Raw genomic sequence first — 18,818 nt, forward strand, 5'->3', positions numbered from 1 at the left:
GAGTTATTCGAAAAGGCTTAAATTTAAATAGTTTAAGCCTTTTTATTATTTTAAAAGCATTTACTTAACATATGGCCAAACATCAGGATCTGTATATTCTTCATCGATATGATAGCCCTCAGCCTTGGCTTTTCTCTCTTCCTTTTCCCGATATTTTTGATTTTCAATTAATCTCTTTTTAAATGCTTGCTCGAATTCGCTAGGTGTCATTTTATCAGAGTCAGGAATTGAGTCTCTTTCATTGTAACGAACACTCTGAAAGCTAAATCTAAGCATATATTGCTCTTCATTACGCTCATTCTTAGCTGTTCTTTTTAAACTGATATCTAACATAACTCCATTAGCATACAACCTATAACCTAATGATTTTGTAGGAATATTATTTATTATATTTTTCCACTCTTCAAAAGTAAAAATATAGCTTGGATCAATGACATCACGACTTTTCGATAGATGTTTAATATTATCCTCTTTAGCAATCCGCGGAGCATCTGTGAAGAAATAGTTTTTCCAGCCAGCCTGATTAATACGTTTCATTAAGGCTACATAGCTTTGATAAGCTTGCTCTGGAGTAGCGAATTCTTCTTTTGTGAGACCCGCATCGATATCTAAAACTTGAATCCCTCCATTTTTGTCATATTGAGTACCTAAAACAGAAAAAACATGTTCAATTAACAAACTGTTAGGACCATTCTCTATGGTTAATTTTCCTAAGTTAGGAGGAGAAAATTGAAGTTCTCTAAAGCTAACACCAGCTGGGTGATTATCGACATTTCCATCACTATGCTTTGAAAAATCTTGAATACCTTGTTCACCCATATGCAAAGTGTAGGTCTGCTGATTCATAGTCAAATTCTCATTATGTTCTGATGTTGGCTGACAAGCGGAAAGTAATAATCCAAAAATAAAGATTAGGAAATATTGTTTAAATTTTGCCATCATTACTATCTTTCCCTACTTTAAACTCTGCTTTGCTATTTCCCCATCCTGCAATAGTTTCTAATTCTTTTTCTAAAAAGCCTCTTCCTTTATCACTTTGCATTAATCGATGATACTTAGCAGCCGCAACTTTAATCCATTTCATACGACTATCATAAACTTCAACTTGTGTACCCTCTAATGGTTCGCTGTAAACCGTTTCAGGTAATTGGGATAAAACCCCCGCATGACGTCCTTTATACTGTCCTTGTTTATTAGGTTTAACTGCATCGGCCCCATAATCACTAGATAAAACAAGAGTACTATCGGGTAAACCTGTAATACGTTGTAAAGAAGCCTGTTTCTGAACTTTCCACTCTTTCCACACAAGTTCTTGTAAAATATTAAATTGTTCTTGAACAGCAATCGCCATCAGATGGTCAAAAAGATTTTTAGAAGCCGTTTTAAAATTATCGTTTCGAGTTTTTCCTGCTCGCTTAAAAGTATTTTCAATATCAGGTAAATACCCAAAACCCTCTTCTATCTGGTCAGTGCATCCTAACTGTTTAATAACTGATAAGGAGTTAGACCAAGGCAAATTCTCAACTTCTTTTTTAATATGTTTAAAACCAGATACATTTCGGGCTTTCATACAACTTTTAAAGGAGGCTGATGAAGCACTCCATGCATAATGCCATGGTGCAATATCCATAAATAACCATAAATTGCCCTTAGCAAAAGAATGTACAGGATCTCGAATCATAGAACTAATAACAGGGGCTGTTAAAACGCCGCCTACAGCACCAGAAATTACAGGTGCCCACTTATATCCCCATGCAGTCAACCCATGTTTAAAAATAGCAGCTACGGTTTTAGACGCAAATGCCCCAAGCCCCATCCAATAGTAACGACCTCTAAATAATTTAGTTCCTGAAATTTCTTGTTCTAAATAAATTCGTGCATAGACAGAAGCAATACGTCTTGCTCTAGCTTCATAACCAGGTTCAAGTTTGTAATGATTCGCACTTTTAAGATTAGAAACTCTTTTTATAGCTTCTTGTTGATAAATTTCCCAAAAAGTTAAACAATCACATTTAACGGTTTTACAGCTATTTTCCGTAGTATTGGTATTACTGTCCCAATCAAGACTTCCACTCATTTAGCATCACCATCATTATCAGCAGAATCAGCCTCGAAACTTATCCAATTTAAATCCAACTTCAAATTTTCTTGCTTAGAAGAATGAATACGCTTAGACCTCCCTTTGTCATCTGCTTGAGAGATATACTCGTGCTCATCGGTAGAAATTTTATAGTCTACTTTTTTCATAGGCTCGCCAGAGGGTAATAGCATTTGAAACTTCTCGTTATAAGCCTCATAAGCAGGTAATCCTTGAATATTTACTCCGACTTCAGCCCCACCTTTAAATAGATGTTGCCCAGCTTTTACTTCAAACTTTGCTGGAGTAATTAATGTAATACCATTTTTATTAATAATAATCTGAGAACCGCCAGCCATATACAAAACCTTATCTGGTAAAATTTTATTTGTCTTCCTAAAATAGATTCCATGAAGATTAACTTAAAACGCTTAATATTATGACCTTTATTCTTGCTATTCAACTTGAGGATAGTATTGTGATTGCAGCAGATACTCGCAGTACTATACCGCAGCAGAATAATAGCTCATATTTATATCAAGATGGTATTCAAAAGCTTTTCACATGGGAAAACGGTATTATTACAGGAACTGGTGAATTAAACCTTATCCAAAATGTCATATATTCTTTCAATAAAGTTAATAAACATAGTATTGATGAACTGCCAAACTTATTGAAAGCATCCAAACTAAAACGTGAACAAGAAATCACACACTCACAGTTAGAAATCACAAAATTACTATATTCAACTTATAGTAAAAATGGGGCACAACTTTACTCGATTCAACCTAATAAACTAGAAGAATATGAAGTGATTAGATGCGAGAAAAATGAAATTTTACTATGGACATTTAATCCTAATATTCACCCTATCATTAATGCATTAACAGAACTATATTCCAGCCTAAAACCATTGAATGTATTTAATAATATCACTGACTGTATCTACTACTATTTAGGCCAAATATCTCCTATCTTTCATAAACAAGCACAACATGATTCTATGATGAGTAAAGAATTTAACTTCTTTTTTCAAGCCAAAGATGAATATTTTTTTGGAGAATTTTTAAATAATGACTCTAGTACACTAAATAAGAAATAATCTTTAAAGGTAGCGCCGCTATCAGACCTCCCCACCTTAAAATAATCAAACAACTCCTCTTACACCAAACAAAACTATCTCGACTTAAGCCATCCGCCTATTTCTTTTAATACATCAACTAGCTTTTCTAATTTTCGGCCTTCCTCAGTTAAAGAATATTCAACCTTAACAGGAACTTGTGCATAGACTTCTCTTAAAATAAAACCTTCTTCTTCTAAAAAACGTAGCTCTAAAGTCAGCATTCTCTGAGAGATATTAGGGATAGCTCTGCGTAACTCATTAAAACGCATGGTTCTTTCTAATAAAAAAGAAATAATGAGCATGCGCCAACGGCCGCCTAACACCGTCATGGCTTCTTCGACTGTACAGCCTGAAATGTTATCTTTCATAGATGATTACTAAGTATAATAAATATACCTACATAACAAAAAAATGCCTAATTTACAACCTATACCTAATTATAAATAATGCTTCTATCTAACCAATCACGGATATTTACTGTGGAATATAAAGAAATTTCAAAGAAAACCATCGGGCATTTATATTCAGCTCATTCATCTATTAGATCTTCAGATTTAGACCCAAAACTAATTGCTTTAGCCGAGTTGCATGTATCTCAAATCAATGGCTGCGCGTATTGCTGTGCTTTTCATTCCAAGGAGTTAAGAGATTTTGGTATAGCTCAAGAAGTTATCGACCAAATACCGGGGTATAAACATTCAAAAGCTTTCTCTGAAAAACAAAAAGTCGTTTTAGAGTTTGCGTCCGCAATTACCTATTTAAATGACCCGAAACAAATTGAAGCGACCAGAGAAAGTTTGGCTCAGCATTTTAGTGAAAAAGAGATTGTAGATTTAACGGCGAGTATTTCTTTAATGGGAGCATTAAACAGACTTCGAATTACTTTAGGCGATTAAGCCCCATGAAATATATGCTTGAGCACTCAAATTTTTAAGTTTAAAAAAGGCCTAAAGCTAGGCCTTCCCCCTCAAACCCGCTTTAAAAAATACTCAAGCAAAGCATCTCTTTCCCTTTCTTCATCTGAACTTAACAGGCCCAGAATTGCACCATCCATCATAAATACAAATATCTCCGCTTCTGAATAGGAAACTGTTTTTTTGGTTTCCATGAGCAAGCAGAAAATTTCATTTTTAAGCCACCGCCTATATCTGAGTGCAGTTTGATACGCATTTGGATAAAGCTTTTTAATTTCAAAAATCGCCTTAAACAACAGGTAATACGCGCTTTTTAAGTCAGCATGTAAAAGGTAAATTTGCCTGAGTTGATCAGACAAATCTGCATTTTGGTAAAGCCCACTCACCACACTCACTTTTTCTTGTAACTGCTCTTTTTGCGCGACCAAGCACCTTTCAATAAATCTTTCTTTGGAGTGAAAGTAGCTATAAAAGGTGCCTTTATTTATTTGAGATTGGGCAATAATTTGGTCTACCCCGACCTTATTAAAGCCATATTGTTTAAATAAATCTGTTGCTATATCAATCACGTGTAATGCCCTACGTGAAGCGTCTAAATTTTTCATGTGTACCGCTTAAAATAATTTTTTTTTGTAAATAAACGAGATAGAAATGCCGTCACTCTTAAATTGAGCGCTAAATACAGGCGTGCAAAAGCAGCACAAAAATGGTGTGCTCGCCTATCTCGGGTTTTATTGTTGCTATGATTTTTTAGTCGTAATGACCTATGGCTTAAAACCTAGAGTCGGTTAAACCGTTTTAAAGACCAGTTGGGTATAGAATCAAAGATTTTGGCAAAGGTTGCCAATGAGAGAGATGAAATAGTACGCATGAGCGAACTCCTTGGGTAATTAAGAAGCTTCGCCACATCACTGCTAAATGATTATGGTGGCGAAACGAAAAGGGGTTAGCAGACTGATTTACCCAAAAATCAGCACATCCGAAGATGTCCCCCTCCCGTTCCGCCGCAGAGAGGGACACGTAGGGATGCCCACAAAAAAGAGAGACTTTTTCGTGTGCTTTGGGTAAATACGGCCTGCTAAAACCGACTGGCAATGTGGCCAGCAGGCAAAGGATAATCCGCGTGTTTTTAAGTGTCAATGTAAGGTTGAATAGAAATTGGTTAAATAATTATTGTTGTTTATTCAATTAGATATTTAAGCTAAAAAGACCTTCAATTTAAATTTAACGATGTCATGATAATAATAAAAATGGTGACAGAGCGAAAAGGGATTAGCAGACTGGAAACAAAGAAACCAGCACACCTGAAGGTGTTCCCTTAACACTCTACCGTAGAGTGGTGATAGAACGATAAGAGGTTAGCAGACTGGACACACAGAACCAGCACACCCGAAGGTATCCTCTTACCGTTCTACCGTAAAATGGTGGCAAAACGATAAGGGGTTAGCAGACTGGGCACAGCACCAGCACACTCGAAAGTGTCCCCTTTTCGTTCTACCGCAAAATCGTTTGCAAACAAAGAATAGTTATCAAGTTTTTAAGTGTCAATATTCATATATTATTAATTTATAAAATATTTTTATTTCTACTGGTTCATTCTTTCATTATTAATTTACCGTTCATTTTCAAACCTGTTTAAATGAACAGATTGATCGCGCTATAAATAAAAGCTACAGTAAATAAAGTTTGAATTTTATAACTTTAAATAAATTGATAACGCACGCAGGCAAAGACATGGAAACCATACATGATTTTTATCGCCGCTTTTCTTTAACCAGAGATAGCGATTACTCGGTTCCATCAACTTCATTTGGACATTTTAACGTGTTCCAACGTGATGCCTGCTCGTTCCTCACACCTTATAGCCGCCGCGATTATTATAAAATTTCACTGGTTTTAGGCACAGGCGAACTTCACTATGCCAACCGCTGGATACGAGTCGACCGTCCTGCTTTACTGTTTTCAAACCCGATGGTGCCCTATGCATGGGAAATTAATTCGCCCGAACAAGCAGGCTGGTTTTGTCTATTTACCGAAGAGTTTGTAAACCAAGAATCGCGACAAAGCTTTTTAAAAGACTCTCCACTGTTTAAGGTCGACGGCGACCCTTTGTATTTTTTAAACGATCAACAAGTTGAAGAAATTTCATTTATTTTCAAAAAGATGATGACTGAAATAAATTCAGACTATATTCATAAATACAACGTTTTAAGAAACTACTTGCACCTACTTGTGCACGAAGCCATGAAAATGCAACCGACCCAACAGTTTGAAAAACATAGCAATGCTGCGGTTCGGATTTGCCATTTATTCTTTGAGTTATTAGAGCGCCAGTTCCCCATCGACTCGCCACATTTTCAGCTTAAACTCAAAACTGCAAATGACTTTGCCTATGGCCTGTCGGTACATGTGAACCATTTAAACCGAGCAGTAAAAGAAGCCACAGGAAAAACTACCTCTGAGCATATTAGCTCGCGTATTACGCAAGAAGCCAAAGCACTATTACAACACACCAGTTGGAATATTTCCGAAATTGCCTATAGCTTAGGCTTTGAATATTCAGCGTATTTCACCAACTTCTTTAAGAAAAATACGGGCTTTTCGCCTAAAAAATTCCGCGAAGATTGTGTGGCCTAAAAACAGATTGTTTGAATTTTATAATTATTGGTTTGAATGTTATACGTCAGTTTGAGCCAAAGCATTTTATAGTTTTTCTACTCAAGTGATTTTGCAAAAGAGTGTGAAAAATGAAATATAGAACTTTAGGACAAACAGGCGAAAAAGTATCAGCACTTGGTTTAGGTTGCATGGGAATGAGCTTTGCCTATGGTGCCTCAGACGACACACAAAGCATTGCCACTCTAGAAAAGGCATTAGACCTCGGTATTAACTTTTGGGACACTGCCGACATGTACGGCAACGGTGCAAACGAAGTTTTGCTCTCAAAAGTTTTAGAAAAACACCGCGACAAAGTGTTCTTGGCGACCAAATTTGGCTTTCGCTATAAAGAAGACAACCTTAACCCACAAAACTCTTTAGAGTCTTATATCGACGGTTCTCCTGAGTGGATTAAAGTTGCGGTCGAAAACAGTTTAAGACGCTTAAATACAGACGTGATTGATTTGTATTATGCGCACCGCATTGACCCGAATGTTCCAGTTGAAGACACGATTGGCGCAATGGCTGACTTAGTAAAACAAGGTAAAGTTCGTTACCTAGGACTTAGTGAAGCGTCGGCTGAAACCATTCGTAAGGCACATGCGATTCATCCGATTGCAGCAGTTCAACATGAATACTCGCTACTTACTCGTGAGTTTGAGCAAACCCATTTGCAAACGATTCGCGAGTTAGGCATTAGCCTTGTGCCATATTCACCGCTGTCACGTGGTTTAATCACCAATACGCTTGATGTGAGCAGCCTAGACGAAAGTGATTTCCGTCGTCAGTTACCACGCTATCAAGGTGATAACTGGAAAAATAACCAAAGCTTGGCGCAAGCATTTAGCGACTTTGCTCAAAGCAAAAACGCGACAGCGGCTCAACTGGCTTTGGCTTGGATTTTGGCGCAAGGTGACGACATTATTCCAATTCCGGGTACGCGTAAAATCGAGCGTCTCGTAGAAAATGCAGGTGCTGTTGACCTTCATTTAACAGCGGCAGATTTGGCAGAAATTGAAGCGATTATTGCGAGATACCCAAATATGGGCGCGCGCTATAATGCTCAGCAACTTGCTGCGGTGAACCATTAAAATATAAGCCATAAAAAAGTCCGACTCAGTGTCGGACTTTTTTTATTTAGTCTTTGCTATAAGTGCCTTGCTGGCGGCCACCGTCCCAAATCGCGTCTAAGGACTTGTCAGAAATCGTTAGGCTTTCAGGAAAAATACTTAAATCCTTTTTAAATTTAGCCTCTGGTTTTAAACCAATACAGTCACCGTTTTTCCACCATGTGCCTTCTGCATATTGGTCTAAAGCACCTACAGCAAGCATCCATTTAAACTTGCCATCTGGCTGAAGTAAAAGCTCTGAACCAACTTCCATCACGCCATTTAAATAATAGTGCCCACTCCACGCCTCATCGGCTTTTTGGAATTTCACTTCTTTACATGTTGTATTTGCTACATCCGCATAGACCTGAGCAGACAAAATAACCGTCAAAAGAAGTAGTAAACGTACAAATATGTTTTTCATTATTTAGTTCCTAGAGTTTTAAGCTTATTTTGCAGACTCAACTTTTAAATAAGTGCCGTCTGCATAAACGTTATGTCCAAAGCCACAGCCCGAGTTGCCCTCGTTTTGTTTAACTTGAATGTAATTGCCTAATTTCGCATTGGTTTTAAAATCGAGCTGAATACGGCAATCTTCATCTTTATAAATGGTTTGCTTGGCATTGGTCGGCATTTTGGTGTCGAACTGCCCCATGTTTGGGCCATAAATTAAGCTTCGTAAGCCCATATAAACACCCGAATAGCCAATCGCATACTGGCTCTGCTTACGAGTTACCGTAATGTGATCCCACTCACCAAAACCCGAGTAACGCACATATTCGCCTGACAAATCATTTGAGGCTTTAGGGGCTGGTAACTGCTGAAGATTAAACTGACTCAATTTTGATTTTTCATCGAGCATAAACCATGCTCTCGCCCAAAGTGGCTGACCCAATTTGGCATAGGCTAAGCCCACATTATTGTTGGCAACTTCAATATCACGGTCGGTAAATTTAACTGTGGTTTCATCTTCATTGGCTTTACAAAAAGCAGTCCAAGAGGCTTGGCTTTGGAAGTTTTCGAGCGCTTTTTTATATTGTTTTTGGTCGTAGTTTTTCTTACCTAAACTCGCGTATTGCTTCACCTTATTACAGCCTTGCTGTAGTTCTTGTTCAAAAGAAAATTCTGCATGGGTCACCGCCAGAGCCGAAAGTGTAAGAACCGCACAACCTGAAATAATAGATTTAATCATTTTTAAAATTCTTTAATAATTAACTAATTATATAATATGAGTAAGTTTTATAAATCACAATTATTTGAAACAAAAGTCTATTAGAAGCATTTAAGTTTTTATAAAGTTTATTAAATAAATTCCAAATAAATCTTTATAAATATTGCTTGTTAACTGATTATTTTAGTTGAATATTCATCCAAAAAATAATGTAGACTGCATGCGTAAAACTTAGGAAGAATTATAAGAGTGAATAATCTAGTTATTGGAACCCTATTTGCACTTTGTGCAGCGGCTTTAAATGCCTCTATTGGTGTAATTAGTAAATTACTCATGCACAGTGGTTTAAACCCACAAGACATTGCCTTTTTAAAAACCATTATCGCCTTTTTCTTTTTAAGTGTGTTTTTATTTAAAGTGCCTGTGAGCCAAAAGATTGCCTACATCAGTAGCACTCCAAGCAAGCTCAGTGTTTTTACTCAAATTGCCATCTGTGCTTTTTTAGGGATTTTCTCTTTATTCTTTTTCGAGACCATTGCCTACAACCACGGTGCTGCTGCCAATGTCGTTGTAGTACTTATGGCTTCGGCTGCTATTTCTGCCCTATTTTTTGGTCGGTTCATATTAAAAGAAAGCATCTATATTCACTCTCTTGTAGGAACATTATTGGCAGTTTCGGGTATTAGTATCATTTCATGGAAAGGTGAAAATAGCCTTTTAATGCTGATCAATGCTTCTATTGCCGGTACGGGTTATGGCCTATTTTCAGTTTTAGTTAAAAAGTTCAAATTAAACGGTGGGCTGTTTCTTACCAAGTATTTATTGCTATTTGGTAGTGTTTATCTTGCGGTTCCGTTTTTAATCAACTTGCATAGCATTACTTTTAATAGTGACATCATTTTAGGTTTGATTGGTTTAGCTGTTCTACCGACTATACTTGGCTTTTTCTGTACCACTAAAGCGTTGTCTTATATGAGTGCCGCAAAGGTACAAGTGACCGAGCTTTCCGAACCTATTTTTGCAGCGCTTATGGCTTGGGTTTTTATTCATGAACAGCCAACTTTATCGTTTCTATATGGCGCAATTTTCATTATTTCAGGCATCTTTTTAATGAACAAAGCGCCTAAATCATAATTTAGCCAATTTCATTTATTTCGTCTGCGTGGTGGCAAGCCACTTGCACCACACTGGCAAAGTTAATCGCCATTTGTGAAGGGGCATGTTTTTTATAAGCAAGCCCTAAACCCACCGTAGGTACAGGCGCTTTTAAAGAGCGATAAGCCACACCTTGTATTTGCAATTGTTTGGTCGACTCTGGCACCAAAGATACCCCTAAATTTGCAGACACCAACGATAAAATTGACACAATTTGCGGTGCGTTTTGTCCAATTTTAGGTTCAAAACCACGCTCATGACAGGCTTGTTTAATCGCATCAAAAAGCCCTGCGCTAATTGAAGGTGGCGAGACAATAAAATCAAGCTCTCGCAGTGTGGTTAGATCAATTTCTTGTGTTGAATCATCTAAAGTCAAAGACTTGGAAGGCAAAGCCGCAATGAGGGGCTCAGCCAATAATTCTTGAAGAATGAGGCTATCTGGAATGTTGCGAGGCGAACGAATAATCGCGACATCTAAACGGTCTTCAAGTAATAGGTCAATGAGCAGTAAGGTATTAGCTTCTTCTAGCTTTAAATCCACTTTAGGATATTGCTGCTGAAAATAGCGAACGCATTTAGGAATGAGAGGGTTCAGCATTGAAGTGCCTGTAAAACCTAATCGTAGTTGACCAACTTCGCCATTTGCCACTTGCTTAACAAGGTTTGCTGCATCTTCTACACGCTGCTGTACGGGCTGAATCGCATTTAAAAAGGCAAGCCCTGCTTCGGTCAGCTCGACTCCATGTGGTGAACGAATAAATAAATCTGCACCTAATTCTTCTTCTAAGTCGCGTATTTGCATGCTTAAAGGCGGCTGGCTCATATTTAAACGATGCGCTGCTTTAGTAAAATTTTTTTCTTCTGCTACCGTTAAAAAGTAGCGTATATGCCTGAGTTCCATTGTTATATATAAAACATATCATGACCTATTGTTAAATATATTAGAAAAATACCATCTAAATTGCTAATTTTAATTCATCGAATTTTCTCGATGCAGCATGCCCCAAAGCACTGCTCTTTCTTTCTGTCATGGTCATGATATGAGCTCTTCATCTACACCCAGCACTTTAAACACTGAAGCAACTTCTGTGCTTTCCCGCGAGTGGATTCACAAAGGAACTAAAGCCTATAAACATGCAGGTTTCGCTTTGTTCCTCGTAGGTTTTGCCAGTTTCTCACTAATTTATTGTGTACAACCGCTGTTGCCTGCATTTAGTCAAAGCTTCCAGATTAGTCCTGCGAGTAGCTCTTTGGCGCTGTCATTAACGACTGCTTTTTTAGCCATTTCGATTGTGCTATCGAGTGCCTTTTCACAAGCGATTGGCCGTCGCGGTGTAATCTTTACGTCCATGCTGTGTGCAGCAATTCTTAATATTGTCTCAATGTTTACACCGAACTGGCACAGTTTACTGATGGCGCGTGCATTAGAAGGTTTATTGCTTGGTGGTGTACCCGCAGTGACGATGGCTTGGATTGCTGAAGAAATTGCACCTGAACACTTAGGTAAAACTATGGGGTTGTATATTGCAGGTACGGCCTTTGGTGGCATGATGGGCCGTGTCGGTATGGGTATTTTGGTTGAATATTTTTCATGGCGCACCGCTTTAGGCTTACTTGGGGCAATCTGTTTTATTTGCTCAATTGCCTTTTTAAACTTACTGCCTGCTTCGCGTAATTTTGTGCAGAAAAAAGGGCTGAATTTAGGCTTTCACATACAAATGTGGCGTGCTCATTTAAGCAATACTAAATTATTACGCCTGTTTGCGATTGGTTTCTTGCTCACTAGTGTTTTTGTGACTCTGTTTAATTACGCGACTTTCCGTTTAAGCGGCGCGCCTTATTCACTGAGTCAGACTCAAATTAGCCTTATTTTCTTGTCATATAGCTTTGGGATGGTGTCTTCATCGTTAGCAGGTAGCTTAGCCGATCGCTTTGGTAAAAAGACCATGATGATGAGTGGCTTTGCGCTCATGATTGTGGGTAGCCTCATGACCCTACTCAGCTCGCTTTTTGGCATTATTATTGGGATTGCCTTTATTACCACAGGGTTCTTTATTACTCACTCACTTACAAGTAGTTCAGTCGGCGCTGAAAGCAAACAAGCTAAAGCTCATGCCAGTTCGCTGTATTTACTGTTTTACTATATGGGATCAAGTATTGTCGGTTCGGCAGGTGGTTGGTTCTGGTTACACGGCGGCTGGAGTGCGATTGTAGCCTTGACCGTTGTACTGTCATTATTGGGAATATTTTTAGTGGTTTATACCTCACATGCGAAAGCGAATTAATTGATACATGAAAGGAAAATTACATGTCGAGTTTATTTGTTTATGGCACTTTAGGCCCTGGTCGCCCTAATGCGCATATACTTGAAAATATTGGCGGCCAGTGGGCAGAAGGTTGGGTAAATGGAAGCTTACGTAATGAAGGTTGGGGCGCGGATTTAGGCTATCCGGGAATTGTACTCGATGATAGTGCTAACCAAGTGCAAGGCTTTGTTTTTAGCTCAGAACATTTAGATGCAAACTGGAAATTACTAGATGACTTTGAAGGTGAAGAGTACGAAAGAGTACCTGTACAAGTCACTCTAAATAGTGGCGAACGTGTTGATTCATTTATTTATACGCTGAAACCTTAAGTTATTTCTAGAGCTTAACCAAATGAATATTTAAAATTTGAGAGAAAAAATTTAAATGCTCATTTTTTGGCTTGTATTTTTTTTAAGAAACTGTAAAATTCACTCCACATCGCCGGCATAGCTCAGTTGGTAGAGCAACTGACTTGTAATCAGTAGGTCCACAGTTCGAATCCGTGTGCCGGCACCATCATTAAACCTCATGAATATTTGATTTATGGGGTTTTTTGTTGTCTATAGATTTTAAAATACGTCATTTATAATTATTTTCCCCAATTCGCTAACCACTTCTTTTGTCGCTGCTATATTTTCAAACCTAGTATGTCCATCATATTTTGAAGGTATATATTTTTCCAAAATATTATTATAAACCTGAGCTTCAAAATGATTTTCTTAAACGAATTTATTTCCTCCAAAACACAAATCTTACTTTCTTAATTTTTTTAAAAAATAGATTTAAAAATAAGAAATATTAACAAGATACGATTATAATGCGCCCCCAAATAAGGTCATGATAATAAGCCCTATTTTATAAACCTTCATTCATTACTACATTCAACGGGGAAAAGATGAAACTACGTTTTGTTTTGCCTACTTTATTTATAATGTTGCCTTTTACAGTACAAGCTCAAAACACGAGTTCTGCGGCTCAAGCAGAAAACATTGTAAAATCACCAGTCTGCGTACTTGAGACTCTACCTTCTGCTGACCACTATAAGTCTCTTAAACGCATTAAAGTCGCAAAAGGAATATATGGCGGCTATGAAGAAATAAAACCTAAATTAGCAAACGCAGCACGTAAATATGGTGCAGATGTAGTGATTGATTATGAGCAGAGACAAAGATTTGGTTTCTGGCCATGGCGTATTGTTCGTCCAGTACTTACAGGTATTGCGGTAAAATGGAATACACCATTTGATTGTGCTGCCTTAGGCGGAAAAGAAATTCGTTAATAAAAAATGAAAAAAGCCCAACTTCCTGTTGGGCTTTTTTCGTATTTCGTTACTAGGTATACATCCTGTAATACCTCACGTCCTGATGCTTAAACTTATTATTGTTGTTTTACGTTTCGAAACTTCCTGTTCCTGATGAGTTCATCATAGGCAATTCATCGCGTCATAAAAAGACGCCAATTTCCCGAATGTATGTACGAAAAAGCGTACGGGCTTGTCAGAATACCTCTAGCCTTCTTTTTTCTTCTCTATCATTTTTTCAAAGTGTTTAAGATTCGGGTTTAGCATATCCCAAGCATAGGCTTGGCTTACAAAGACTTCCGCTTTAGGTTGGTAAAGACTTGGGTCATCCAGCGTACCTGCACGTATTGAAATCATTTCAGGGGCAATTTCAGGTAAACCAAAAAGCTGGGATCCACACGTTGGACAAAATGCTCTTTTAATCGCTCGGCCAGAAGAACCTAGGGTCTCAAAATATTTAAGTTCGCCCGTTATTTTTAATTCAGATTGGTGAAAAAAAGCGATTGGTGCATAGGCCGAACCTGTTGCCTTTTGGCAATCACGACAATGGCAATTAAAGCTATAACGTGGCTCTGCTTCGCTTTGGTAGCTCACCGCTCCACATAAACACGATCCCTGATATTTGGCTGACATGGCTCCTCCTATTTTTTTATTGCTGTTATTTGAATATAACGGACATATCCACTTTGGTAGAGTTGCTGGCATAACTTTGCAGTCATTTGAATTTTAAAATTTGCCAACCCTCGGCTCTGAAATTGTCCTTGCTGTTTTTGAATATACTCTGAAAAACCTAATAATACTTGCTCAGATAAATCTTCAATTTGAATATCTGTAAAACCTTGCTGTTGCAAAATCGTTCTTAGTATTTGTTCAGTTGGTACAGCATCCCAAGCGACATCGGCTGCTTTGAGTAAATAACGATGCTTTTGTTCTTGTAGCATGGTCATGTTTTGGCATGAGTCGGCACGCATTAAGTAGTGAAAACCTAATCGACCTTTTGAATTTAAAACTGGAGTGACCGAATCTAGAAATGAATTTAAATGACTGTGGTAAGCCGCATCGATACAGAGCACCACGTCGAATGGTTGTTTGAGTTCAAATTGTTTTAAATTTAAAAATGAACCACAGAAAATCTGGCTTATTTCAGGAATAAGTTTTTGAATTTTATGAACACATTCAGCTTGTAGCTCAACGGCACTCATACTTTTGGGCTGATAGTGTTGTAACCAGTGCAATAAACTCGCGCCCTGTCCGCAGCCTAAATCGAGTAAATAATCTTTTGAATTTAAATTGACAGCTTGTGCCAAATGGTCGGCCAATTGGCGACAAGCTTCAGGGTAGCTTTGGGTATTTTTCCAAAAACCCAAATTTGTCCAAGCTAGCTCTCCATCATCTCCCAAACTTGATGCATCAATGGCATATTTATGAGGAATGAGTCGAGAAAGAGCTGCTCGAACTTTTGTTTTCACAATTTTAGTAACCGAGCTCAGGAGCAACTTCAACCTGAGGTTTTAAACCTACAAATGGTAAAGGAGCACCTAAAATTTCAGCAATGTGCATTGCAGAAGTCACGGCTGACTCTAAAATTGGCAAGCCATCACATGACCATGAACCACAGTAAAAGACTTTACGGTTTGGTTCTAAATGACGTTGCTGTAGCTCTTTGTTTAAAGCAATGGTTTGCGAGTCTACAACTGCACGCGTTAAGGTCACTTTTGAAATGATTTTTTTAGGGTCAATATCAGTCACTGGACGCCAAGTTTGGAATACAGGATTTTTGCCCACAAGTGATGGCTCAACAGCGTTCATCCAAACTGTAAACTGCTGACGAGTAAACTTACGGTCCATCATATAGCTCAGCACTGACCAGTCCTTACGGCGTGGTGGCATTACTGTTGCGTCAGTATGAATAACCAAGTCACCTTGCTCAAAACGGAACTGTTTAAGCAAATTCATATCATCTGCAAACTGTTCAGGGTTTAAGAACTCTTCAATCTTAGATGTTGGTGTCGCCACAATAACGCGGTCAAATGTGCCCTTATCGCCCTGCGCATTTTCAACCAGTACTTTTTCGCCTTGTTGCTCAACTTTCTTAATTGCCGAACCGCTATGGATATCAATGCCTTTAATTAAGCTATCTACAAATGCAGGTGTACCGCCTTTCATACGCAAGAGCATGTCGCCATCAGTTAAATGACGCAAAAACTCAAGAAGGTTTTTTGCAGGCCAATCGCCAATTGTTTTTGGGTTACATGTACAAATGGTATAGAGCACTGGCATAACTACGCCATGCCAGAATACTTCTTCTATGTCGTTCTGATTAATAAATTCAGCGAGAGTAATATCTTGATTTTTAGATTTGAAAAACTGGTGAATCGCAGTTTTTAATTGCAACATCCCTTTCACAAGACGCCAGCCATACTGCTGGATGCCTTTACGGTTATTGATAATTGGAAAATTACCAATACGGCTACGAGATGTGGTTAACCATGTTTCAGTACGATCTTCAAATAACCAGCTACAAGACATATAGGTACGAACTGGGAAAGTTTTAATACCTAAGTGTGCAGCAAGGCTGAGTGTATTTTTCCATAGATGCGGGTTCATAACACGCAATGGCGCATCAATAATCCCACCATCGAACTCAATGCTATGGCTATCCATTCCCCGGCCAGGAAGTGCTTCAAATATCGTGATTGTATGTCCTGCATCTTTCAGAATTCTTGCTGCTGCAAGTCCTGCCATTCCACTGCCAATAATTGCGATATCCAAAATGATGTCCCATTTTTCGAGAATTTTTTTGATTATCACTCATACCCCAAAAAAACACCGTATTAAAAACTACCAGATTTTTATTTTTTGCATCAATTTATATAGAAAAAATTTAAAGAACGCGTGCAAATGATTTTCATAAAATTTTACAAAAGAGGATAAGTGTATAAAAATCTATATTTTTTAAAAATTTAAAAAAATTCTTTTAAATAAAATAAGATAATTTAACTATATTTATATCATTCGTTTTACAAGAAAAACTTTTTGCGGTATCATGGGGTCATAATAATGAGAACTAAATCACACAAAACAATGCCGACACAATAACGATGTCCATCATAAAACTAGAAACTTTACAGCGAAAAAGCCCGCTATTCACACTTGATAGCGGGCTTTTTATTACTTTGTTTTTAAAGGTTCATTAAGCGCAGTTTAGCAATTTATGCTTCTTGCATGATTGAACCGAATTTTCCACGATTAAAGTCATCAATCGCTTCCATAATCTCGGCTTTGGTATTCATGACAAATGGACCATAACCTTCGATTGGCTCATTCAGTGGTTGGCCAGTCAACACTAGGAATTTAGTGTCTTCTTCAGCATTTAGACTAAACTCAACACCTTCACGAGACAAAATCGCAACAGTTTTACCTTCAAGACGGTTTGTATCATTAATCACAACCGCACCCTCTAACACCACCACAAGTGTGGTATGCCCTTCAGGCACATACAGGGTATGTTTTTGGCCTTTAGCCAATTTACCATCCCATACGTTTAATGGGCTAAAGGTCGTTGCTGCACCTTTTGCATCTGCATATTCACCTGCAATCACACGTAAATGACTACCGTGCTCGTCTAGCGCGATGTCTGGAATATCTTTGGCTTCAATCGCTTGATATTTTCCCGGGGTCATTTTTGAATGTGAAGGTAAATTTACCCACAATTGCACCATTTCAAACAGACCGCCATGCTCTGCAAATTCAGGAGAATGGAACTCTTCATGTAACACCCCTGCACCCGCAGTCATCCATTGTACGTCACCAGTTTTAATGGTTCCGCCGCCGCCACTTGAGTCTTTATGTGTTACTTCACCTTGATAGGCAATAGTCACAGTTTCAAAGCCACGGTGAGGATGTGAACCTACACCTTGTTGTTCGGTGGTTGGTGAGAAGTTATAAGGCGCTGCATAATCCAGTAACAAAAATGGGCTTAGGGTTTGGCCTAAACGGTCATAAGAGAACAGGTTATATACAGGGAAACCATCACCAACCCAATGCATGTGGTTATTTTGATATGCACCAAGAAATTTCTTCATCTGATCTCTCCTATATATGTAGGATTTTCTTGAACTGAGATTGATTTTACGCCTCAATAATTGCAGTTTATAGATGAGGATTAGCAACACATTATTTCATATATGAGACAATCTTAAAGTTTGAGGTATTCTTTAAAAGATCGTCCTATTTTTAAAATTCTTAATCCTATTTTTTAGACTTAATCACGACAACAAACTCAACTAGCATAATTTTAGGCACTAACGACCTACTTATTAATTTTTGATTATTTATTTTGATAACATGAGGATATAAAAATGGCTCAAGATTACGTACGTTTAGACAAGGATAATGCTGCGGTTCTTTTAGTTGACCACCAAGCAGGTTTACTTTCTTTAGTTCGAGATATCGATCCAGATAAATTTAAAAATAACGTTTTAGCGCTTGCAGATGCAGCAAAATATTTTAATTTACCGACTATTTTAACGACCAGTTTTGAAAATGGCCCAAACGGTCCTTTAGTTCCAGAATTAAAAGAACTTTTTCCAGATGCACCATTTATTCCACGTCCTGGTCAAATCAATGCATGGGACAATGAAGACTTCGTAAAAGCGGTTAAAGCGACAGGTAAAAAACAACTGATTATTGCTGGTGTAGTCACTGAGGTTTGTGTGGCATTCCCTGCACTATCTGCACTCGCAGAAGGCTTTGAAGTGTTTGTGATTACTGATGCATCTGGTACTTTCAATGAATTAACACGTGATGCTGCTTGGGACCGTATGTCAAAAGCAGGTGCTCAGCTGATGACTTGGTTCGGTATGGCATGTGAGTTACACCGTGACTGGCGTAATGACGTAGAAGGCTTAGGTGCCCTCTTCTCAAATCATATTCCTGATTACCGCAACCTGATGACCAGCTATAGCTTTAATACATCGCAAAAATAAGCTGCATTGCTAAGATT

At 38.1% G+C, this 18,818-nt stretch carries 21 protein-coding genes and 1 tRNA gene; 10 read left to right on the plus strand and 12 right to left on the minus strand.

All coding sequences use genetic code 11. The features are described 5' to 3' along the window. Positions 1-60 precede the first annotated feature (60 nt). The 3 genes from ACG59Z_RS07630 to ACG59Z_RS07640 are packed head-to-tail and all read right to left on the minus strand — an operon-like array spanning position 61 to position 2,436. Entirely contained in the window at positions 61-942 is an 882-nt protein-coding gene (locus ACG59Z_RS07630; protein WP_400198729.1) for a hypothetical protein, read from the minus strand. Beyond that, the gene (locus ACG59Z_RS07635; protein ID WP_400198731.1) at positions 926-2,077 is read right to left on the minus strand and encodes a DUF2515 family protein; all 1,152 of its coding nucleotides are present in this window, start codon (positions 2,075-2,077) and stop codon (positions 926-928) included. The genes ACG59Z_RS07630 and ACG59Z_RS07635 overlap by 17 nt, the downstream gene beginning before the upstream one ends. Further along, the gene (locus ACG59Z_RS07640) at positions 2,074-2,436 is read right to left on the minus strand and encodes a hypothetical protein (protein ID WP_002052154.1); all 363 of its coding nucleotides are present in this window, start codon (positions 2,434-2,436) and stop codon (positions 2,074-2,076) included. Before ACG59Z_RS07640 ends, ACG59Z_RS07635 begins: the two co-directional genes overlap by 4 nt. 80 nt (positions 2,437-2,516) lie before the next feature. Between ACG59Z_RS07640 and ACG59Z_RS07645 the strand changes: the two genes are divergently transcribed. After that, positions 2,517-3,179, plus strand: a complete 663-nt coding sequence (locus tag ACG59Z_RS07645) for a hypothetical protein (RefSeq protein ID WP_400198733.1) — start codon at positions 2,517-2,519, stop codon at positions 3,177-3,179. Positions 3,180-3,253: 74 nt separating this feature from the next. On the opposite strand, the gene ACG59Z_RS07650 is transcribed toward ACG59Z_RS07645, so the two are convergent. Next, entirely contained in the window at positions 3,254-3,568 is a 315-nt protein-coding gene (locus tag ACG59Z_RS07650) for a helix-turn-helix domain-containing protein (protein WP_000654309.1), read from the minus strand. A 111-nt stretch (positions 3,569-3,679) separates the two neighbouring features. Between ACG59Z_RS07650 and ACG59Z_RS07655 the strand changes: the two genes are divergently transcribed. Further along, entirely contained in the window at positions 3,680-4,096 is a 417-nt protein-coding gene (locus tag ACG59Z_RS07655) for a carboxymuconolactone decarboxylase family protein (RefSeq protein ID WP_400198735.1), read from the plus strand. Positions 4,097-4,167: 71 nt separating this feature from the next. Here ACG59Z_RS07655 and ACG59Z_RS07660 read toward each other — a convergent pair whose 3' ends face one another. After that, entirely contained in the window at positions 4,168-4,719 is a 552-nt protein-coding gene (locus ACG59Z_RS07660) for a TetR/AcrR family transcriptional regulator (protein WP_400198736.1), read from the minus strand. A 1,129-nt stretch (positions 4,720-5,848) separates the two neighbouring features. On the opposite strand from ACG59Z_RS07660, the gene ACG59Z_RS07665 reads away from it, so the two are divergent. Both ACG59Z_RS07665 and ACG59Z_RS07670 read left to right on the plus strand, forming a co-directional pair. Beyond that, a complete protein-coding gene (locus ACG59Z_RS07665; RefSeq protein WP_342371094.1) occupies positions 5,849-6,751 on the plus strand; it encodes a helix-turn-helix transcriptional regulator in 903 nt (300 codons plus the stop codon). Between the two features lie 110 nt (positions 6,752-6,861). Then, positions 6,862-7,863 (plus strand): aldo/keto reductase, encoded by a 1,002-nt coding sequence (locus ACG59Z_RS07670; RefSeq protein WP_400198740.1) that lies wholly within the window; start codon positions 6,862-6,864, stop codon positions 7,861-7,863. A gap of 46 nt (positions 7,864-7,909) precedes the next feature. Here the strand turns inward: ACG59Z_RS07670 and ACG59Z_RS07675 are convergent, their stop codons facing one another. Together ACG59Z_RS07675 and ACG59Z_RS07680 are read right to left on the minus strand one after the other, a co-directional pair. After that, positions 7,910-8,305 (minus strand): hypothetical protein, encoded by a 396-nt coding sequence (locus ACG59Z_RS07675; RefSeq protein ID WP_400198741.1) that lies wholly within the window; start codon positions 8,303-8,305, stop codon positions 7,910-7,912. Between the two features lie 24 nt (positions 8,306-8,329). Continuing rightward, on the minus strand, positions 8,330-9,073 hold the full coding sequence (locus ACG59Z_RS07680) for a hypothetical protein (protein ID WP_400198743.1): 744 nt from the start codon (positions 9,071-9,073) through the stop codon (positions 8,330-8,332). Positions 9,074-9,301: 228 nt separating this feature from the next. Between ACG59Z_RS07680 and ACG59Z_RS07685 the strand changes: the two genes are divergently transcribed. Further along, a complete protein-coding gene (locus ACG59Z_RS07685; protein ID WP_400198745.1) occupies positions 9,302-10,186 on the plus strand; it encodes a DMT family transporter in 885 nt (294 codons plus the stop codon). Position 10,187: 1 nt separating this feature from the next. On the opposite strand, the gene ACG59Z_RS07690 is transcribed toward ACG59Z_RS07685, so the two are convergent. Beyond that, a complete protein-coding gene (locus ACG59Z_RS07690) occupies positions 10,188-11,108 on the minus strand; it encodes a LysR family transcriptional regulator (protein ID WP_400198746.1) in 921 nt (306 codons plus the stop codon). Positions 11,109-11,247: 139 nt separating this feature from the next. Here ACG59Z_RS07690 and ACG59Z_RS07695 point away from each other — a divergent pair, with 139 nt between their 5' ends. The 4 genes from ACG59Z_RS07695 to ACG59Z_RS07710 all read left to right on the plus strand — a co-directional run bounded on the left by ACG59Z_RS07695 (position 11,248) and on the right by ACG59Z_RS07710 (position 13,792). Beyond that, positions 11,248-12,492 (plus strand): MFS transporter, encoded by a 1,245-nt coding sequence (locus ACG59Z_RS07695; RefSeq protein ID WP_400198748.1) that lies wholly within the window; start codon positions 11,248-11,250, stop codon positions 12,490-12,492. Positions 12,493-12,515: 23 nt separating this feature from the next. Then, positions 12,516-12,842, plus strand: a complete 327-nt coding sequence (locus tag ACG59Z_RS07700) for a gamma-glutamylcyclotransferase family protein (protein WP_304403046.1) — start codon at positions 12,516-12,518, stop codon at positions 12,840-12,842. A gap of 111 nt (positions 12,843-12,953) precedes the next feature. After that, positions 12,954-13,029, plus strand: a tRNA-Thr gene (locus ACG59Z_RS07705). 379 nt (positions 13,030-13,408) lie between these two features. Further along, the gene (locus ACG59Z_RS07710) at positions 13,409-13,792 is read left to right on the plus strand and encodes a hypothetical protein (RefSeq protein ID WP_039252305.1); all 384 of its coding nucleotides are present in this window, start codon (positions 13,409-13,411) and stop codon (positions 13,790-13,792) included. A 228-nt stretch (positions 13,793-14,020) separates the two neighbouring features. Here ACG59Z_RS07710 and ACG59Z_RS07715 read toward each other — a convergent pair whose 3' ends face one another. The 4 genes from ACG59Z_RS07715 to ACG59Z_RS07730 all read right to left on the minus strand — a co-directional run bounded on the left by ACG59Z_RS07715 (position 14,021) and on the right by ACG59Z_RS07730 (position 17,898). Beyond that, complete coding sequence (locus ACG59Z_RS07715; RefSeq protein ID WP_400198752.1) at positions 14,021-14,446, minus strand: GFA family protein; 426 nt, start codon at positions 14,444-14,446, stop codon at positions 14,021-14,023. Positions 14,447-14,454: 8 nt separating this feature from the next. After that, on the minus strand, positions 14,455-15,282 hold the full coding sequence (locus ACG59Z_RS07720) for an SAM-dependent methyltransferase (RefSeq protein ID WP_400198753.1): 828 nt from the start codon (positions 15,280-15,282) through the stop codon (positions 14,455-14,457). 4 nt (positions 15,283-15,286) lie between these two features. Continuing rightward, positions 15,287-16,585 (minus strand): FAD-dependent oxidoreductase, encoded by a 1,299-nt coding sequence (locus ACG59Z_RS07725; protein WP_060465166.1) that lies wholly within the window; start codon positions 16,583-16,585, stop codon positions 15,287-15,289. A 440-nt stretch (positions 16,586-17,025) separates the two neighbouring features. Then, entirely contained in the window at positions 17,026-17,898 is an 873-nt protein-coding gene (locus tag ACG59Z_RS07730) for a pirin family protein (protein WP_227062560.1), read from the minus strand. Positions 17,899-18,174: 276 nt separating this feature from the next. Between ACG59Z_RS07730 and ycaC the strand changes: the two genes are divergently transcribed. Continuing rightward, positions 18,175-18,801 (plus strand): isochorismate family cysteine hydrolase YcaC, encoded by a 627-nt coding sequence (ycaC, locus tag ACG59Z_RS07735; RefSeq protein ID WP_002052204.1) that lies wholly within the window; start codon positions 18,175-18,177, stop codon positions 18,799-18,801. Positions 18,802-18,818: the final 17 nt, after the last annotated feature.

Origin of the sequence: Acinetobacter sp. ABJ_C1_1 (assembly GCF_044684115.1) — a bacterium.
In the GTDB taxonomy this organism is placed as follows: Bacteria; Pseudomonadota; Gammaproteobacteria; order Pseudomonadales; family Moraxellaceae; genus Acinetobacter; species Acinetobacter nosocomialis_A.